Genomic DNA, 15,033 nt, shown 5'->3' with positions numbered 1-15,033 from the left:
CTCGACGAGCTGCTGGAGTTCTACGACTACCCGGCCGAGCACTGGCAGCACCTGCGCACCACCAACCCGATCGAGTCCACCTTCGCCACCGTCCGACACCGCACGAAGATCACCAAGAGTCCCGGATCGCGAGCGGCCGGGCTGGCGATGGCGTTCAAGCTCATCGAGGCTGCCCAGGACCGCTGGCGCGCCGTGAACGGCCCACACCTGGTCGCACTCGTCCGCGCAGGCGCCACCTTCACCAGAGGCCAGCTCGTCGAACGACCCGACGACCACCACCAACCGGAAGCCGCCTAAAGATCTTCATCTACAGGTCTTGACGATTGCTCCGCCTACATGCGCCACCTCGGTGGTGGCTACCAGGTCGACGGCCACCAGGACGCCTACATCGACCATGCTCCGCGCGCGCTGCGCCGATTCACCGAACTCGGCGTACCGTTCCAGCTGGTTCGCGGTCTGCCCGACCATTACCACGGCCACGCTCCCGGCTCGCGCAGCGAAGGCCGGATGGTGGAAACCGCGCTGATCTCCGGCGAGGACCTGGGCGAGTGGCAGCACAAGGTGCTGGTCTCCCCCGAGCTGCCGATGGGTGTGACTTTCGAGGAGGCTATCGCCTGGGGCGGTATCGGTAACGCACGCAACTTCGATCCAGAACTGATGGCCGAGCGGTGCGCGAAGGACCTGCGCGGGTTCGGGTCCGGTTTGGCCGCCAACCTGATCAAGCTCCTCGTGGACCGCAACGTCCCGATCGAGCTGGAAGCCCCGGTGCTCGACCTGGTCCGGGAGGGCGGTCGGGTCAGTGGCGTGGTCCTCGGCGGCCCCGGCGGTGAGCGGCGGGTCCGCGCACGGCGCGGCGTGGTCCTCGCCGGCGGTGGCTACGAGTCGAACCCCGAGTTGGTCGACCGTTTCGAGGACATCACCGGGTGGACCAGCATGTTCCCGGACAGCCTCACGGGTGATCCGCTCCTGATGGCCACCGAGCTGGGTGCCGGACTGCATGTGATTCGCCGACACATGGCAGTATTTCTCGGCTTCCCGGTGCCCGGCGAGGGCGCGGACGCGAAGCCCTTCCTGCGCCTGGCCGGCATCCAGGAGCTGTCCAAGCCACACACCCTCGTGGTCAACCAGCGCGGCGCGCGGTTCGCGGACGAGTCCTACTTCCAGAGCATGCTCGATGCCCTGCGCGACTTCGACGTCTGGGCCCACACCTACCGCAACCAGCCCTGCTTCTTGATCTTTGATGGCAGCTACACCGAGCACTACTCGTTCGGCGGATACGAGATCGGTGTGGTGCCGGAGTGGGTGCAGCGGGCAGATTCGCTGGACGAGCTGGCCGCCGCGTTGGGGTCGACGCGGCCGGCCTGGTCGCCACCGTCGATCGGCTGAACGACTTCGCGGCCGACGGGGTCGACACGGATTTCCACCGCGGTGAGGCCCCGTGGGCGCAGTACTACACAGGCGACCTGACCCGGTCCAACCCGAACCTCGGGCCCGTCGGGAAACCGCCGTTCTACGGTATTGAGCTGCGGCCGAGCGGACTGTCATCGGCCGGGTTGATGACCGACACCGATGCTCGGGTGCTCACCGCCCGCAAGAAGCCGATCGACGGCCTCTACGCCTCGGGCAACTGTGCTGCGTTCGTCGACTACGGCGCCGGCTATCAGGCGGGTTACTCGCTGGCCCGAGCGATGACGTTCAGCCTGCTCGCCGTGGAGCACATGGCTCGGGAAGCCCGGTAGCCGGTTGCTGCATGCTGAGCAGGTGGACATCGAGGAGCTGGTCCGACAGGTCCCGCGCGCGCTCAACCCATTCGCGCGTCTGATCCGGCGCGCGGTTCGAGCCGACCCGCCGTTGCCGCTGGTGCCCTACGCGCAGGTCGAGGTGCTGCGGGTGCTGGAGGACACGCCGGACCTGTCCGTACGTGGCGTGGCCGACATGCTCCAGCTCGCTCCGAACACCGTGTCCACGCTGGTGCGAGCGCTGGTCGAGGTCGGTTATGTGCGTCAGACCCAGGGACACGGGCGGTCGACGCGGCTGCGGTTGACCGCCACGGCCCGGGACGTGATCGACGTGTGGGACGAGCGCCGTGCCGCGGTCCTGCACGGAGTCCTGAGCCGTTTGGACCCGGCTGATCGGGAGGCCATCGCCGCCGCCGTCGGGCCTCTGCTGCGGTTGCAGGAGGCGCTCGAGCGGGCCCGCGAGAGCGCATCCCCAGCGACCCCGTCGGTCCGAGCGACCGGAGCGGAGTCGTAGGGCTCCGCTCGACGACTACCTCCATCACTTACTCTGATCAACAGATACGCTCTCTGCTGATTGAAGGTCAATGCCGGACCACTCACCGCACGAACGGATCGGTCGCAGGCTTGTCGCGCCACTGTGTGTCGGCGCCATGGCCAACCCGATCAACTCGACGATGATCGCTCCGGCGCTGACGTCCATCGGCCGCGAGCTGGGCACCGGCGCCGGCGCGACGCTGTGGCTGGTCGCGGCGATGTACATGGCGAGTGCTCTGGGCCAGCCGCTGGCGGGCAGGCTGTCCGACGTCCTCGGGCCGCGCCGTGTGTTTCGTGCCGGGGCTGTTCTGGTTGCCGTGTCCGGCGTGGTCGGCGCGCTGGGCACCTCACTCGGCGTGCTGATCGCGGCTCGGGTGCTCGTGGGGCTGGGCACGGCCGCGGCGTATCCGTCCGCGCTGACCATGATCCGGGACCGGGCCCGTGTGCTCGGGCTGCCCGAACCCGCGGGGGCGCTGCGCGCGCTCACCGCGACCAGCCTGCTCACTCTCACGCTGGGGCCGGGGCTGGGCGGACTGCTCGTCCCGTGGAGCGGGTGGCGCGCGACGTTCTTGGCCAACGTGGTGCTCGGCCTGCTGACCCTTGCGTTGTCGTTGGGCGCGCTGCCCCGCGACCGGCAGTGGGGCCCGGTGCCGTGGTCGCGGTTGGACCTTCCCGGGGTCGCCTTGTTCGGTGCGGCGATCGGGCTGCTCATGGCTTTCCTGATGAGCCTGCCCACGCCGAACTGGCTGGTGCTGAGCGGGGCGGTCGCCGTCGGGGTGCTGTTGGTCGCGGTCGAGTTCCGGACCCGGTCGGCGTTCCTCGATGTGCGGATGATCGCTCGCAACCGCCCGGTCGCCGCCACCTATCTGCGGTTCGTACTCACCTTCACAGTGATCTATGCGGTGTTGTTCGGCTACACACAATGGTTGGAGCAGGTCCGTGGGCTGTCTGCCGCCGCGAGCGGAGCGGTGATGCTCCTGCTCTCCGGGGTCGGCGCAGTGCTCGCGCTGAGCACCGGCCGCTGCCGCTCCATCCGGGCCCCGATGCTCATCGGCACTGCCGGCATGCTTGCGGGCAGCCTCGCCGTGGTCGTCGTCGACGCCACGGCCCCGTTCGCGGTGCTCATCCTGGTACCCACGCTCTTCGGGTTTCCCCAGGGGCTGAACTCGGTGACCAATCAGCTGGCGGTCTACCGGCAGGCCCCGGCGGGGGAACTGGGCACCGCCACCGGGCTCTCCCGCACCGCGCAGTACCTCGGTGCGATGCTGGCAACCGGCCTGCTCGCTCTGGCCTACGGCGAGCAGGCCACCGACGAGGGGCTCGCCGTCCTCGGCACGGTGAGCGCGGGCATCGCCGGTGTGTTGCTCCTGCTCACTGCGCTGGACCGGTCACTCAAAGCCCACTCGGCAGGATGAAGATCAGCCAGGTGACGAGGGGGGCCGAGACAGCCATCCCGATGCCCCAGGCCAGCATGGTCCGGAAGAGCTTGCGCCGCTCCTCCTCGGGCGCATTGGCAAGCGTCAGGGCGCCAACCGAGGAGAACGGTGTCGAGTCGACGACCGTCGCGGAGATCGTGAGCGCGATGAGCATGGCGGCGGTGCCGATCTGGCCCTGCACAATGAACGGCACGGCGAGCGGGATCAGTACACCGAGCAGGCCCGCACTGGAGGCGAAGGCCGACGTGAACGCCGCGACCAGGCACAGCAGGAAGGCCGTGAGCAGCGGAGCGCCGAGCCCGGCGATACCAGCACCGATGATGTCCACGGTGCCGTAGCGCTCCATCGCCCCGACGAAGGTGACCACGCCGCAGATGAGCAGGACCACACCCCAGACGACCCGCTTGTCCGCGTCCTTGAACCGGGCCGGGAACAGCGCGTGCAACAACACCGCCGCGGTCAGTGCGAGAAAACCGATCTCGATGTCGAACACCAGCGCGCCGACAGCGACCGCGACGATGATCGCGAGGGTGATCATCTGGTCGAAGCGCAGCTGAGCGCGCACGGGAGCATCGACCTCGGCGCTGGTTTTGACTGCGACCCCACTGCCGCCGCCCGGTGTAGTTCCGGCACTCCCGACGGGCAGGTTCGCGCCTCCGGCAAGCGTCGGCGCGGGTGTGTTGCCGCCGGCAGCGGTGCCTGGCAGGTCGTTCCCGGCTCGACGTACCTCGCGGATCAGGCCGAGGCCACCGAAGGCGAAGTAGATCACGACGGCCAGTCCAATATTGTAGGCCATGTTGCCGAAGAACAGCGCGGCGGCCGACACAGACAGGCCGTTCGCGGTGAGTGCCTGCTGGACGATGACCGCGAGTCCGTTGAGCGGCGAGAAGTTGCCCGCGCAGGAGCCGTGCATCACCATCAGGGCGGTCATCCGCCGGTCGATCCCGTACCGCTCGCCTAGGCGCAGGCACAGGGGAGCGAGCATGGCCACGCCTGCCGGCCCCAGGGCGCCCGCGGTGGTCGGGACCGCAGAGAAGATGAAGATCATCATGGGTACGAGGGCCGGCCGATCGCCGAGCAGTCCGACGGCTCTGTCGATGAGCCATTCGATGGTCCCGTTCACTGCGGCGAGCCCGAACAGGTAGGTCACACCGACCAACAGGACGAACAGATCCGGTGGGAAGCCCGCCAGGAGCTCGTCGATCCCTTCCCCCGCGACCAGCGTCCCCACGAGGAACGTCGCGATCAGGGCGAGCGCACCGATGTTGACCGGTCGCAGCGTGCCGATCACAAAGATCAGCACGAGCACTGCTACAGCGATGACATGTATGGACACCGGTCTCCCTCGACTCGGTCCGCAGGGCCCCGCAAGCAGTGACCGCCAAACGGGTTGTCTCTGTTGTGCGGAGAGACTCTCTGTGACGGCCGCACCGCTGTCAACCCCGGACTGTGTTGACCGAACCCGGCGGGACGCATAGTTTCTGTCTGACAGAGTCAACTTCCTGGAAGTGGAGATGCCGATGTCGACGAGGACTGCCGGGGTGAGCACAGCGGTCGCCGACCGGGAGTGGGTGCTGCCGATCGGGGGGAGAATGCGGCCCGCTGAGCAGGGGCGAACCTATGAGGTCGAGTGCCCGGCCACCGAGCTGACTCTGACCACGGCCCCGGACGCGTCGCCCGCCGACGTCGACGAAGCGGTGCAGGTCGCCGCGGACGGGGCCGCAGCCTGGCGGCAGGTGGATGTCCGCGAGCGCGGTCGCCGGCTGCGCGCCCTTGCCGAGGTCATCCGGGCGCACGCCGACGAGCTGGCGATGCTCGACGCCCTGGACTCCGGCAACCCGGTCACCGCGATGCACAACGACGTCGCGTGGGGCGCCGAGGTCCTCGACCTGTTCGCGGACTTCGCTTCGCACCTCGGCGGCGCCACGATCCCTGCGAGTCCGGAGAACCTGCACTACACCCGGCGGGCACCGTTCGGGGTCGTAGCCCGAATCGTGCCGTTCAACCACCCGATCTTCTTCGCCTCGTCGAAGGTGGCCGCCCCGCTGATGGCGGGCAATGCGGTCGTGCTCAAGCCCTCCGACATCACCCCGTTGTCGGCGCTGCGGCTCGGCGAGCTCGCGGCGGACATCCTCCCGCCGGGCGTGTTGTCGGTGGTGACCGGCAACGGTCCGGCCGCCGCCAGCGCGCTCGTCAAACATCCGCTGGTCCGTCGGATCGGGTTCATCGGAAGCGACCGCGTCGGCCGAATCATCCAGCGCGACGCGGCGGAGGTGGGGGTCAAGGAGATCAGTCTCGAACTGGGCGGCAAGAACGCCCTGATCGTCTGCCCGGACGCCGACCTCGACGCTGCGGCCACCGGCATCGTCAACGGCATGAACTTCGCCTGGTCACAGGGCCAGTCCTGCGGCTCTACCTCGCGCGTGCTGCTGCATTCCTCCGTCGCCGACCATGTGCTCAACAGCGTGCTCGACCACGTCTCGACCATCCCGGTCGGCTCCCCGATCGACCCAGCGACCCGGATGGGCCCCCTGGCGTCACGGGCGCAGTACGACAAGGCCCGCTCCTACATCGATATCGCCACCGCCGAGGGGGCCACCGTCGCCTACGGCGGTGGCCGACCCGAGGGCATGGACAAGGGCTACTTCCTCGAGCCGACCGTCCTTACCGACGTGCGGCCAGGTATGCGCATCGAGCAGGAGGAGGTGTTCGGACCGGTCATGTCGGTACTCACCTTCGACGACCTCGACGAGGCCGTTCGTATCGCCAACGGTGTCGACTTCGGGCTCACCGGCAGCGTCTGGACTCGCGACGTCTCCACCGCGGTGAGCCTCGCCGACCGGTTGGAGGCCGGCTACGTGTGGATCAACGGATCCTCGCGGCACTTCTGGGGGATGCCCTTCGGCGGCACCAAGTCCTCCGGCATCGGCCGCGAGGAGAGCATCGAGGAGCTGCTGTCCTACACCGAGCTCAAGGCGGTGAACGTCCTTGTCTGAGAGCCGCAACGGGGCCGACCTGGTCGCCGACTGTCTCGCGGCCGAAGGAGTCACCCACGTCTTCGGTCTACCCGGCACGACCGTCATGGACCTGATCGACAGCATCGCCAGGCACCCGGGTCTGCGGTACCTCTCCACCCGGCACGAACAGGTCGCCGGGTTCATGGCCGACGGTTTCTCCCGGGCCGGCGGCCCACCCGGGGTCTGCCTGGCCTCGCGTGGCCCGGGGGCGGCGAACCTCTCGATCGCCGTCCAGAACGCGCACGACGAGTCCGTTCCGATGGTCGCGCTCGTCGGTCAGGTGCCCGGGACGATCACCGAACGCCGGTCGTTCGAAGAGATGGACGTCGTCGCGGCGTTCCGACCGTTCTGCAAGTGGGTCGTGGAGATCCACCACACCGAGCGGATCCCGGAACTGCTGCAGCGCGCGGTTCGCACGGCGCTCACCGGGCGCCCCGGACCGGTCGTTGTCTCGCTACCGCTCGACATTCTCCAGACCCGGACCGAGGCGGTACCGGGCCGGCGCGCCAGGATCCACCCGCCCGCTGCCGCGCCCGCGGGGGTCACGGAGGCAGCTGGACTACTCGCCGACGCAGAACGCCCGGCGATCATCGCCGGTGGCGGGGCCGGCGACCCGGAGGAACTGCTGCGCCTCGCCGAGGCCGCAGGCGCCCCCCTGGTCACGACCTGGCTACGCAAGGCCGGTGTGCCCAACGCCAACCCGGCCTTCCTCGGCGCACTCGGCTACGGCGCCCACGAAGTGTCCGACCGGCTCGTCCGGGAAGCGGACGTGCTGATCGCCCTGGGATGCCGGTTCTCGGAGTTCACGACCAAACGCTGGACCCTGGTGCCCTCCTCCGCTGCACTCATACACGTGGACATCGACCCCGCGGAGCTCGGCCGGGTGTACCCGCCGAAGGTCGGGATCGTCTCCGACGCCACGGCCGCAGTGCGCGCTCTGACCACCGCCCTGACCTCGCTCGATATAGACCCGATCCGCGATGAGCACCGCCGGGAGCGCCGCACCTCGCTCCGCAAGGAACTCGACGAAGCCGCCGCCCTGCCGACAGCCGAGCCCGGGAACCGGACGGTCTCGTCGACTGCCCTCACCGCCGCCGTACAGCGGTTGGCCGAGCGAGAGGAAGTAGTGCTGATCCAGGACGTCCACACCTTCGGACCGTGGGTGGCACGACACGTCGACTTCGACCGCCCCCGCAGCTACTACGGGTCGGCGGGCGGGGCGATGGCCTGGGGATTCCCCGCGGCGATGGGCATGGCCCTGGCCCGACCGACCGAACGCGTGGTCGCGCTGAGCGGGGACGGCAGCTTCTGGATGGTTGCCCAGGATCTCGAGACCTGCGTGCGCGAGAACATCCCGGTGATCAACGTGATCGTCAACAACTACGCCTACGGCAACACCCGCGACCGGCAACGCACTGCACACGGCGGTCGCTACCACGGCGTCTTCCTGGACAACCCGGATTTCGCCGAGTACGCGCGGATCACCGGAGCCCTCGGTATCCGAGTGACCTCGGATGCTGAACTCCCTGCGGCGTTCGAACGAGCCCTCGGCCACCCCGGACCGGTACTGATCGACGTGGTGCAGGACCGCCTGGAAGGCCTTCCTCCGGGCCTGGTCCCCCCGGCGGCGAAATGAGTGCCGCGGTACCGTTGCCGGTCAGCGTGTTGGTCGCCCGTACCGCCCGCAGCCCCGAGTCTCAGCTCACCGCCTGGGCGAAGAATCTGGGCCGTGAGGCCGCAGCTATGCCCGGCCATCTCGCCACCCACGTGAGCGAAGTACAGGCAGGTGACCGGGTGACAGTACGAGTGGGGGTCACCTTCGCCTCCGCCAAGGACCTGCTGCGCTGGGAACGCAGCGCGGCGCGCCACCACCTGCTAGCCGACGTCGACGAACTCACCGAAGGCCAGCCGCGGACGTTCTCGGTCGACGAACTAGGCTGCTGGGCACCACGCGGACCATCAAAGCTACGGATGACCCTGCTCATCTGGATCGCACTATTCCCGATCGCGCTCCTGATGAACTACCTGGTCATGCCCGCTCTCGGGCACTGGCCGGTGGTAGCACGCACGCTCCTGCTCACCGGCGTACTCGTCCCGACTGTAGTGCTGGTCACTCTCCCACTGCTGAACCGGCTCCTCGCCAGGTGGGCTGGCCGAACCCCCTGACCAGCTGGCAGAAGACAGGAACCCGTTAGCGTCGGGCTACCCAACACAGACGGGGACGGCGGCCCGGGCAACGCTCTGCCATCGTCTCCCCGTCTCCCCGTCTCTACCCGTACCCGGTCGGGTCGACAACAGGCTCAGCCGAGCTGGCGAACCAGATGATTCCAAACCGCGTGGACAGCACTCTCGTGGTAGATGTGCTCGCGCTTGGCCTCGGCCTCCACTGCATTCGACATCCTCGGCCACCCCCCGAACGCGTGCGTGAGCAGTTGCTGGTGACAAGCCCGCTCCAACACCACGGCGCGCACCGTCGCGGTCTCCAGATCCGGCCCGACCGTCACGATTCCATGGTTAGCAAGAAGCAACGCCGAAGCGTCTCCCAGCTCTTCCGCCACCTTCCGTCCAAGCTCAGGGGTCAGAACAAGATCGGCAGTCTCCGTGAACCGCGGCACGGCTGGCGGCACGAACATCGTGGCGGCATGACTGACGGGAATGAGCGGCTGCCCTGTGGCGCCGAGCGCAACTGCGTGCGGTGGGTGGGTATGCACGACAGCACCGACGTCCGGACGCATGGCGAGGACCTCCGTGTGGATTGGGTACTCGCTGTGGCGCGGCCCGTCTCCCTCCACGACGCTCCCGGCTGCATCGACCAGATGTACCCGCTCGGGGGTGACCTCTCCCAGTCCCCACTCAGCCGACTTGATCCAGCACCCCCGCTGGTCCCGCACAGACGCGTGGCCCCAGATCAGATCGTCGTGCCCCTGGGAAGCGAGGATGCGGGAAGCGAGCGAAACCTGCTCGCGAACAGTGTCAGTCATACCTGGTGATCCTCTCAGCACGCCCTTGCGGCAGGACAGAACCCTACCAATAGACAGAGGAAGATTCTGTATATCAGAGTTCGGCGCCGACGGCGACGGGTTCGTCACCGTGATCACCGACCTCACCGATGTCGTCGCAGGCCACGGCCGTGCGCGGCTGCTCGACCTGGTCCCGGGCCGCTCGGCGGCGGCCCTGAAGACCTGGCTCGACGCCCGCGACCCGGCCTTCCGCGACGGGGTCCGGGTCGTGGCGATGGACGGTTTCGGCGGCTACAAGAACGCCGCCACCGACGCGTTGCCCGATGCGGTCACGGTGATGGACCCGTTCCACGTCGTCGCCCTGGCCGGGCACAAGCTCGACCTGTGTCGCCAACGTGTCCAACAGGACACCCTCGGCCACCGAGGCCGCACCGGTGACCCGCTCTACCGGGCACGGCGGACCCTGCGGACCCGCCTCGGACTGCTCACCGACCGCCAACGCACCCGGCTTGAGGCGGTCTTCGCCGCCGACGAGCACGTCGCGGTCGAGGTCACCTGGTGGGCCTACCAGCAGATCATCGCCGCCTACGCCGACCAGGACCACCGACGCGGCAAAGCATTGCTCAGCGGCGTGATCGACCGGCTACGCACCGGGCTACCGCCCGGGCTCGACGAGCTCACCACACTCGGCCGAACCCTGCACCGGCGCCGCGTCGACATCCTGGCCTACTTCTCCCATCGCGCCTCGAACGGCCCCACCGAGGCCATCAACGGCCGACTCGAAGCCCTCCGCCGCAACGCCATGGGCTTCCGCAACCTGATCAATTATCGGATCCGGTCGCTACTGCACTGCGGAGCGCTCGCATTCTAAATCCGGAAGAGTCACAAAGGCTCACTAACGACTCTGATGAAACTCGGGTGGATGGGCCTTTGACACGGGGCTTCGACACCACCCGTTTCCAGACGAAGCCGCCAGTTTGCTCTCAGGCCCTCTGGCGGTTCCTCGGGCCGGGGCTCACACCTGCAAGCGACGACGAGCTGACGACAACAGCTCAACCACCTACATGGTCAACCTCCTGTCTGCCCTCGTCGCTCCGTGATGAGCGTGACTCAAGTCATACGGGCGGGGGACCTGTGTCGTCTCGGCGTTGCGTGCCGCGGCAAGGTGGCGGAACTCTGCTTAACCATCGTCTACCTCACAGAAGAGGAGCCAACGATGGTCCAGCAGTCGACACCAGCCCTCGGATCATCCGACCGGGCGCGACTGCGTCGTCGGTCGATATTCGCAATCGGCGCTGGCAATCTGCTCGAATGGTATGATTTTGCGGTCTACGCATCTGTTGCCAGCCTGCTCGGTTCTCTATTCTTCCCTGCAGCAGACCCCATTGCATCCCTACTTGCGACGTTCTCGGTATTTGCGGTTGGCTATATAGCTCGACCGATTGGAGCGGCAGTATTTGGGCGACTCGCAGACAGACGCGGCCGCAAGACCACATTGGTCGTGGTTATCACCTTAATGGGAATTTCCACACTTCTAATCGGCCTGATGCCTACATATGCAACCGTGGGCGTCCTCGCGCCTGCACTTCTAGTGCTCGCCCGGCTCGCACAGGGTCTCTCGGTAGGTGGCGAGTTCAGCGCATCGACTTCTTATCTCGTAGAGATCGCCCCCCCAGGAAGGCGCGGCCTTTACGGATCGGTTGCCTACCTCACCGCATGCCTCGGTTTCGCGCTTGGCCTCGCTGTGGTCTACGCTCTCAGTAATACCGTAACGCCTGGGGCAATGTCCGGATGGGGATGGCGGGTTCCGTTCCTGCTAAGTTTTCCCCTCTTGCTAATCGGCATGTACCTACGCACTCGAACAACGGAGACCCCGGCCTTCTCAGCATTGATCCAGGAGGGCCGAGTGACCGAGTCGCCGTTCGTGACGACAATGCGCGGTCAGTGGCGCCCCATGGCCCGCCTACTCGGCATGTCAATGGTTTTCTCAGTGAGCAGCTATACGGTCCTTGCCTTTGTGGTCTCCTATCTGCTGGTCGTGCGCGGACAGGCACCGGAGGTCGCGTATCCTTCCGTTCTGGTGGCGATCCTTGTTGGCTCGGCGGCGATCCCGGCATTCGGCGCTCTCTCGGATCGGTTCGGTCGTCGACGAATACTGCTGATTGGCTGCATCGGCCTCATAATCTTCGCCTTCCCGGGCTACCTTCTAATGGCGACCGGCGGGTTCGTCGCATCGACCGCCGGGCAACTTGTACTCTGGATACCTGTGGCGATATTCTGCGGCGTCTTCCCTGCAACGTTCTGCGAGCTATTCCCCACAGGGGCGCGCTCCACCGGCGTCGGCGTGCCATACGCCCTCTCGACCGCGGCATTCAGCGGCACGACACCGCTGCTCTCGACGATGGTGATCGAGTGGACAAACAGTGACATCGCACCGGCCGCATATCTGGTCCTCGGGGCTGTCGTCAGTCTTCCATTCCTGTGGGGACTGCGTGAGACCGCCAACGCGGCACTACGGCAATGACGGCATGAGATGCCCGAGGGTGGGATGTGGGTTGGAGAATGCTCGAGAACAGACCGGCATCGATCAGTGGCAAGAGCCGCTCGTCCACCGATGCCCCCATCACGCTGACTGTGAAAGACGAGCGGCTCACTTCGCTTCCACCAATCTAAACCTACTCAGTACGCACCGATTGATTCCGACCCGATCTAAATTCAGTCCCCGCACGTGGATCCGTTGTTATTCACAGTGCGTGACTCGGGTCAGACCGTGCGCATGTGGGTTCCGATCCGATTCTTCGATGCATGGCGCACCCGCCGATGGCGTACAGTGAAAAGGAGGCTCATCAAGTGCGAGTACTAGTGACCGGCGGGTTGGGCGTAAATGGGTCGTGGGTCGTCCGTAGGCTCGTCGAGCAACGGCATGATGTCGTGATCCTGGAGAATCGCGACGATCGGTCTTTGCTCCCGGATGTGGCTGACGATGTACGAGTCGCCGTCGGCGATGTGGCGAACAGTGGCCAGGTTCGCTCGGTCTTCGACGAGTACCAGCCCGACGTGGTCGTCCACATGGCAGCGATCATCGGAGCCGACCGGGACCCGCTCGCTGCGGTCCGGGTCAACATCGGCGGCACGGCAGCGATCTGCGAGGCTGCCGCGGCGACCGGTGTCGCTCGGGTCGTCTACACCAGTTCCCGTGCCGCCTATGGGGCGTTGACCGGACGTCACGGGCATCCGGACTACGTTCCGGTCACCGAGGATCACCCCCGTCAGCCCGTGGGGTTGTACGACGTCACGAAGCTGTCCTGCGAGGAACTCGGGCGGTGGTACGCCCGAAACCGCGGCATCGAGTTTGTGTCGCTGCGCTTCGCGACGATCTTCGGGCCGGGCAAGCTGCAGCGACACGGCGGGTTCTCCGCTTACAGTTCCATGATCGAGCTTCCTGCCGCGGGCGAACCCGTCCAGCTCGCGCACGGGGGCGATCAACGCGACGACGCGATCTACGTCGTCGACATCGCCGAGGCCGTAGTGGCCGCAACGCTCGCACCCACCCCGCTGCCCCACGACGTCTACAACGTCGGCACGGGCCGGACAGTCTCGCTCCATGAGCTCGCCGAAGCGGTCCGGGATGCGGTCCCGGGCGCGACGATCGACATCGGGCCCGGGCTCGACCCGATGGGCATGGGGATCAGCTACTACGGCGCGCTGGACAGCACTCGAGCCCAGGTAGAGCTGGGTTGGAAGCCACAGTTCACGCTGGGCGCCGCCGTTAAGCACTACCTGACGGCGCTCGACCGCCTCGAGCTGTTGCCCGCCCGATCTCCTTCCCCCGACAGCCAGGAGTACTGATGAGTTTTGTGATCGGCATCGATATCGGCGGCACGTTTACCGATGCCTTCGCCACTGACACGACCGGCCGCGTGTTCTCGGCGAAGTCGCCTTCGACACCGCCCGATTTTGAGCGCGGCATGCTCAACGCCATCGACGAGCTGGCCGGCGCTGTCGGCGTGTCGTCTTCCCAGCTCCTCGGGGAGACCGCCTATATTTGCCACGGCACGACGGCGACGCTGAACGCCCTCGTGACCGGTGACGTCGCCAAGGTTGGCTTCCTCACCACTGTCGGCCACTCCGATTCGATCATGATCATGAATCTTGAGGGCCGGTATGCGGGCCGGGGTTCGGACTACATCAAGGCGATGTCGCGGACCTCCAAGCCGGAGCCTCTTGTCCCGCGCGGCCAGATCCGAGAGATCGTCGAGCGGGTCGATTACAAGGGTGAGGTGATCGTTTCGCTCGACGAGAGCAAGGCCAAGCAGGCGATTCGCGAGCTGCTGGCCGAGGGCGTCGAGGGCTTCGCGGTGTCACTGCTGTGGTCCTTCCGTAATCCGGCTCACGAGCAGCGGCTCCGCGAACTGATCGCAGAGCAGGCGCCCGAGGCCTATGTGGGGCTCTCGAGCGAGCTGAGTCCTCGGATTCGTGAGTACCCGCGCAACGTCACGACGATCATGAGCACTCAGGTCGGCCCCAAGCTGCGTGACTACCTGCGTCCGCTGTCGGCAGAGCTGAGCGATCGGGGCTTCACGGGTTCGCTGCTGGTTATGCAGGGTTCGGGGGGTGCGATCAACGCGGCCGATGCGCCGGACCGCGCCATCACCACGATCGGCTCGGTCCTTACCGGCGGGCTGGTCGGGTGCCGCAACCTGGGCGCACAGCTAGGGCACCGCAACATCATCTCCACCGACATCGGGGGGACGACGTTCCTGGTGGGGATGATCGTCGATGGTGAGCCGGTCAAGTCGACCACCACAGTGCTGAACCAGCACACGATCTCGACGCCCATGGTTAAGGTCAACACGATTGGTGCCGGTGGCGGCGCCATCGCCTGGGTGGACTCCGGAGGCAACCTCAAAGTCGGGCCGCGCAGCGCCGGCGCGCGTCCCGGCCCGGCGTGCTACGGCCAGAACGGGACCGAGCCGACGGTCACCGATGCGGACCTGGTTCTCGGCATCGTTAACCCCGACAACTTCCTCGGTGGCCGCCAGAAACTGGATCGGCAGCTAGTACTGCAACGGCAGTTGATTAGCCCGGTGGTCGCTCACCGCGGCGCCGATAGTGGCAGTCGCGGGCCTGTTGCTGGCGTTCGCGTCGCCATGTCGACCAATGCATGACGTGGTCGACGCAGGTCAGCGGGGTGAAGACGAGAGTGGCGAGGAGGCGGCGGATCTCGTTGCCCGACAGTGGGATCAGTCGACGACGGCCGGTTGAGGATCCCCCTTTTCGGTCTCGCGTTCGTGTTCGGTGGCGCGGGTGGCGGCGAGGTAGGCGGCGGCGAGCATGGCCAGGGTGA

At 66.9% G+C, this 15,033-nt stretch carries 14 protein-coding genes; 12 read left to right on the top strand and 2 right to left on the bottom strand.

The genetic code is table 11. The annotated features are described in order from the left end of the window. From BM093_RS32315 to BM093_RS32295, 5 genes are all read left to right on the top strand, one after another. On the top strand, positions 1-297 hold a 297-nt coding region (locus BM093_RS32315; RefSeq protein ID WP_177238842.1), incomplete at its 5' end, for a transposase. A 39-nt stretch (positions 298-336) separates the two neighbouring features. Continuing rightward, a complete protein-coding gene (locus BM093_RS32310) occupies positions 337-1,386 on the top strand; it encodes an FAD-binding protein (RefSeq protein WP_093356410.1) in 1,050 nt (349 codons plus the stop codon). Then, a complete protein-coding gene (locus tag BM093_RS32305; RefSeq protein WP_177238841.1) occupies positions 1,299-1,739 on the top strand; it encodes an FAD-binding protein in 441 nt (146 codons plus the stop codon). The genes BM093_RS32310 and BM093_RS32305 overlap by 88 nt, the downstream gene beginning before the upstream one ends. 22 nt (positions 1,740-1,761) lie before the next feature. Beyond that, positions 1,762-2,253 (top strand): MarR family winged helix-turn-helix transcriptional regulator, encoded by a 492-nt coding sequence (locus BM093_RS32300; protein WP_177238840.1) that lies wholly within the window; start codon positions 1,762-1,764, stop codon positions 2,251-2,253. Positions 2,254-2,323: 70 nt separating this feature from the next. Continuing rightward, entirely contained in the window at positions 2,324-3,688 is a 1,365-nt protein-coding gene (locus BM093_RS32295; protein ID WP_093356401.1) for an MFS transporter, read from the top strand. Here the strand turns inward: BM093_RS32295 and BM093_RS32290 are convergent. Next, entirely contained in the window at positions 3,666-5,018 is a 1,353-nt protein-coding gene (locus BM093_RS32290; RefSeq protein ID WP_245773954.1) for an SLC13 family permease, read from the bottom strand. The genes BM093_RS32295 and BM093_RS32290 overlap by 23 nt on opposite strands. Positions 5,019-5,250: 232 nt before the next feature. Here BM093_RS32290 and BM093_RS32285 point away from each other — a divergent pair, with 232 nt between their 5' ends. The 3 genes from BM093_RS32285 to BM093_RS32275 all read left to right on the top strand — a co-directional run bounded on the left by BM093_RS32285 (position 5,251) and on the right by BM093_RS32275 (position 8,892). Continuing rightward, positions 5,251-6,705, top strand: coding sequence for an aldehyde dehydrogenase family protein (locus BM093_RS32285; RefSeq protein WP_245773953.1), 1,455 nt, complete (start codon positions 5,251-5,253; stop codon positions 6,703-6,705). Continuing rightward, positions 6,698-8,362: a thiamine pyrophosphate-binding protein gene (locus BM093_RS32280; RefSeq protein ID WP_093356393.1), complete on the top strand. Its 1,665-nt coding sequence runs from the start codon at positions 6,698-6,700 to the stop codon at positions 8,360-8,362. Before BM093_RS32285 ends, BM093_RS32280 begins: the two co-directional genes overlap by 8 nt. A gap of 158 nt (positions 8,363-8,520) precedes the next feature. Beyond that, complete coding sequence (locus BM093_RS32275; protein ID WP_143105658.1) at positions 8,521-8,892, top strand: putative antibiotic biosynthesis monooxygenase; 372 nt, start codon at positions 8,521-8,523, stop codon at positions 8,890-8,892. 134 nt (positions 8,893-9,026) lie between these two features. On the opposite strand, the gene BM093_RS32270 is transcribed toward BM093_RS32275, so the two are convergent. Beyond that, complete coding sequence (locus BM093_RS32270) at positions 9,027-9,707, bottom strand: class II aldolase/adducin family protein (RefSeq protein WP_093356385.1); 681 nt, start codon at positions 9,705-9,707, stop codon at positions 9,027-9,029. On the opposite strand from BM093_RS32270, the gene BM093_RS32265 reads away from it, so the two are divergent. From BM093_RS32265 to BM093_RS32250, 4 genes are all read left to right on the top strand, one after another. Next, positions 9,664-10,557: an ISL3 family transposase gene (locus tag BM093_RS32265; RefSeq protein WP_281248752.1), complete on the top strand. Its 894-nt coding sequence runs from the start codon at positions 9,664-9,666 to the stop codon at positions 10,555-10,557. The two genes, BM093_RS32270 and BM093_RS32265, sit on opposite strands and share 44 nt — an antisense overlap. 345 nt (positions 10,558-10,902) lie before the next feature. After that, positions 10,903-12,210, top strand: coding sequence for an MFS transporter (locus BM093_RS32260; protein ID WP_177238838.1), 1,308 nt, complete (start codon positions 10,903-10,905; stop codon positions 12,208-12,210). A gap of 281 nt (positions 12,211-12,491) precedes the next feature. Continuing rightward, positions 12,492-13,535 (top strand): NAD-dependent epimerase/dehydratase family protein, encoded by a 1,044-nt coding sequence (locus tag BM093_RS32255; protein WP_342743061.1) that lies wholly within the window; start codon positions 12,492-12,494, stop codon positions 13,533-13,535. After that, positions 13,535-14,854 (top strand): hydantoinase/oxoprolinase family protein, encoded by a 1,320-nt coding sequence (locus tag BM093_RS32250; protein WP_093356374.1) that lies wholly within the window; start codon positions 13,535-13,537, stop codon positions 14,852-14,854. The genes BM093_RS32255 and BM093_RS32250 overlap by 1 nt, the downstream gene beginning before the upstream one ends. The last annotated feature ends 179 nt before the right edge of the window (positions 14,855-15,033 follow it).

This window comes from Pseudonocardia ammonioxydans, from assembly GCF_900115005.1.
In the GTDB taxonomy this organism is placed as follows: Bacteria; Actinomycetota; Actinomycetes; order Mycobacteriales; family Pseudonocardiaceae; genus Pseudonocardia; species Pseudonocardia ammonioxydans.
This window is presented reverse-complemented; position numbering and strand designations above follow the sequence as displayed.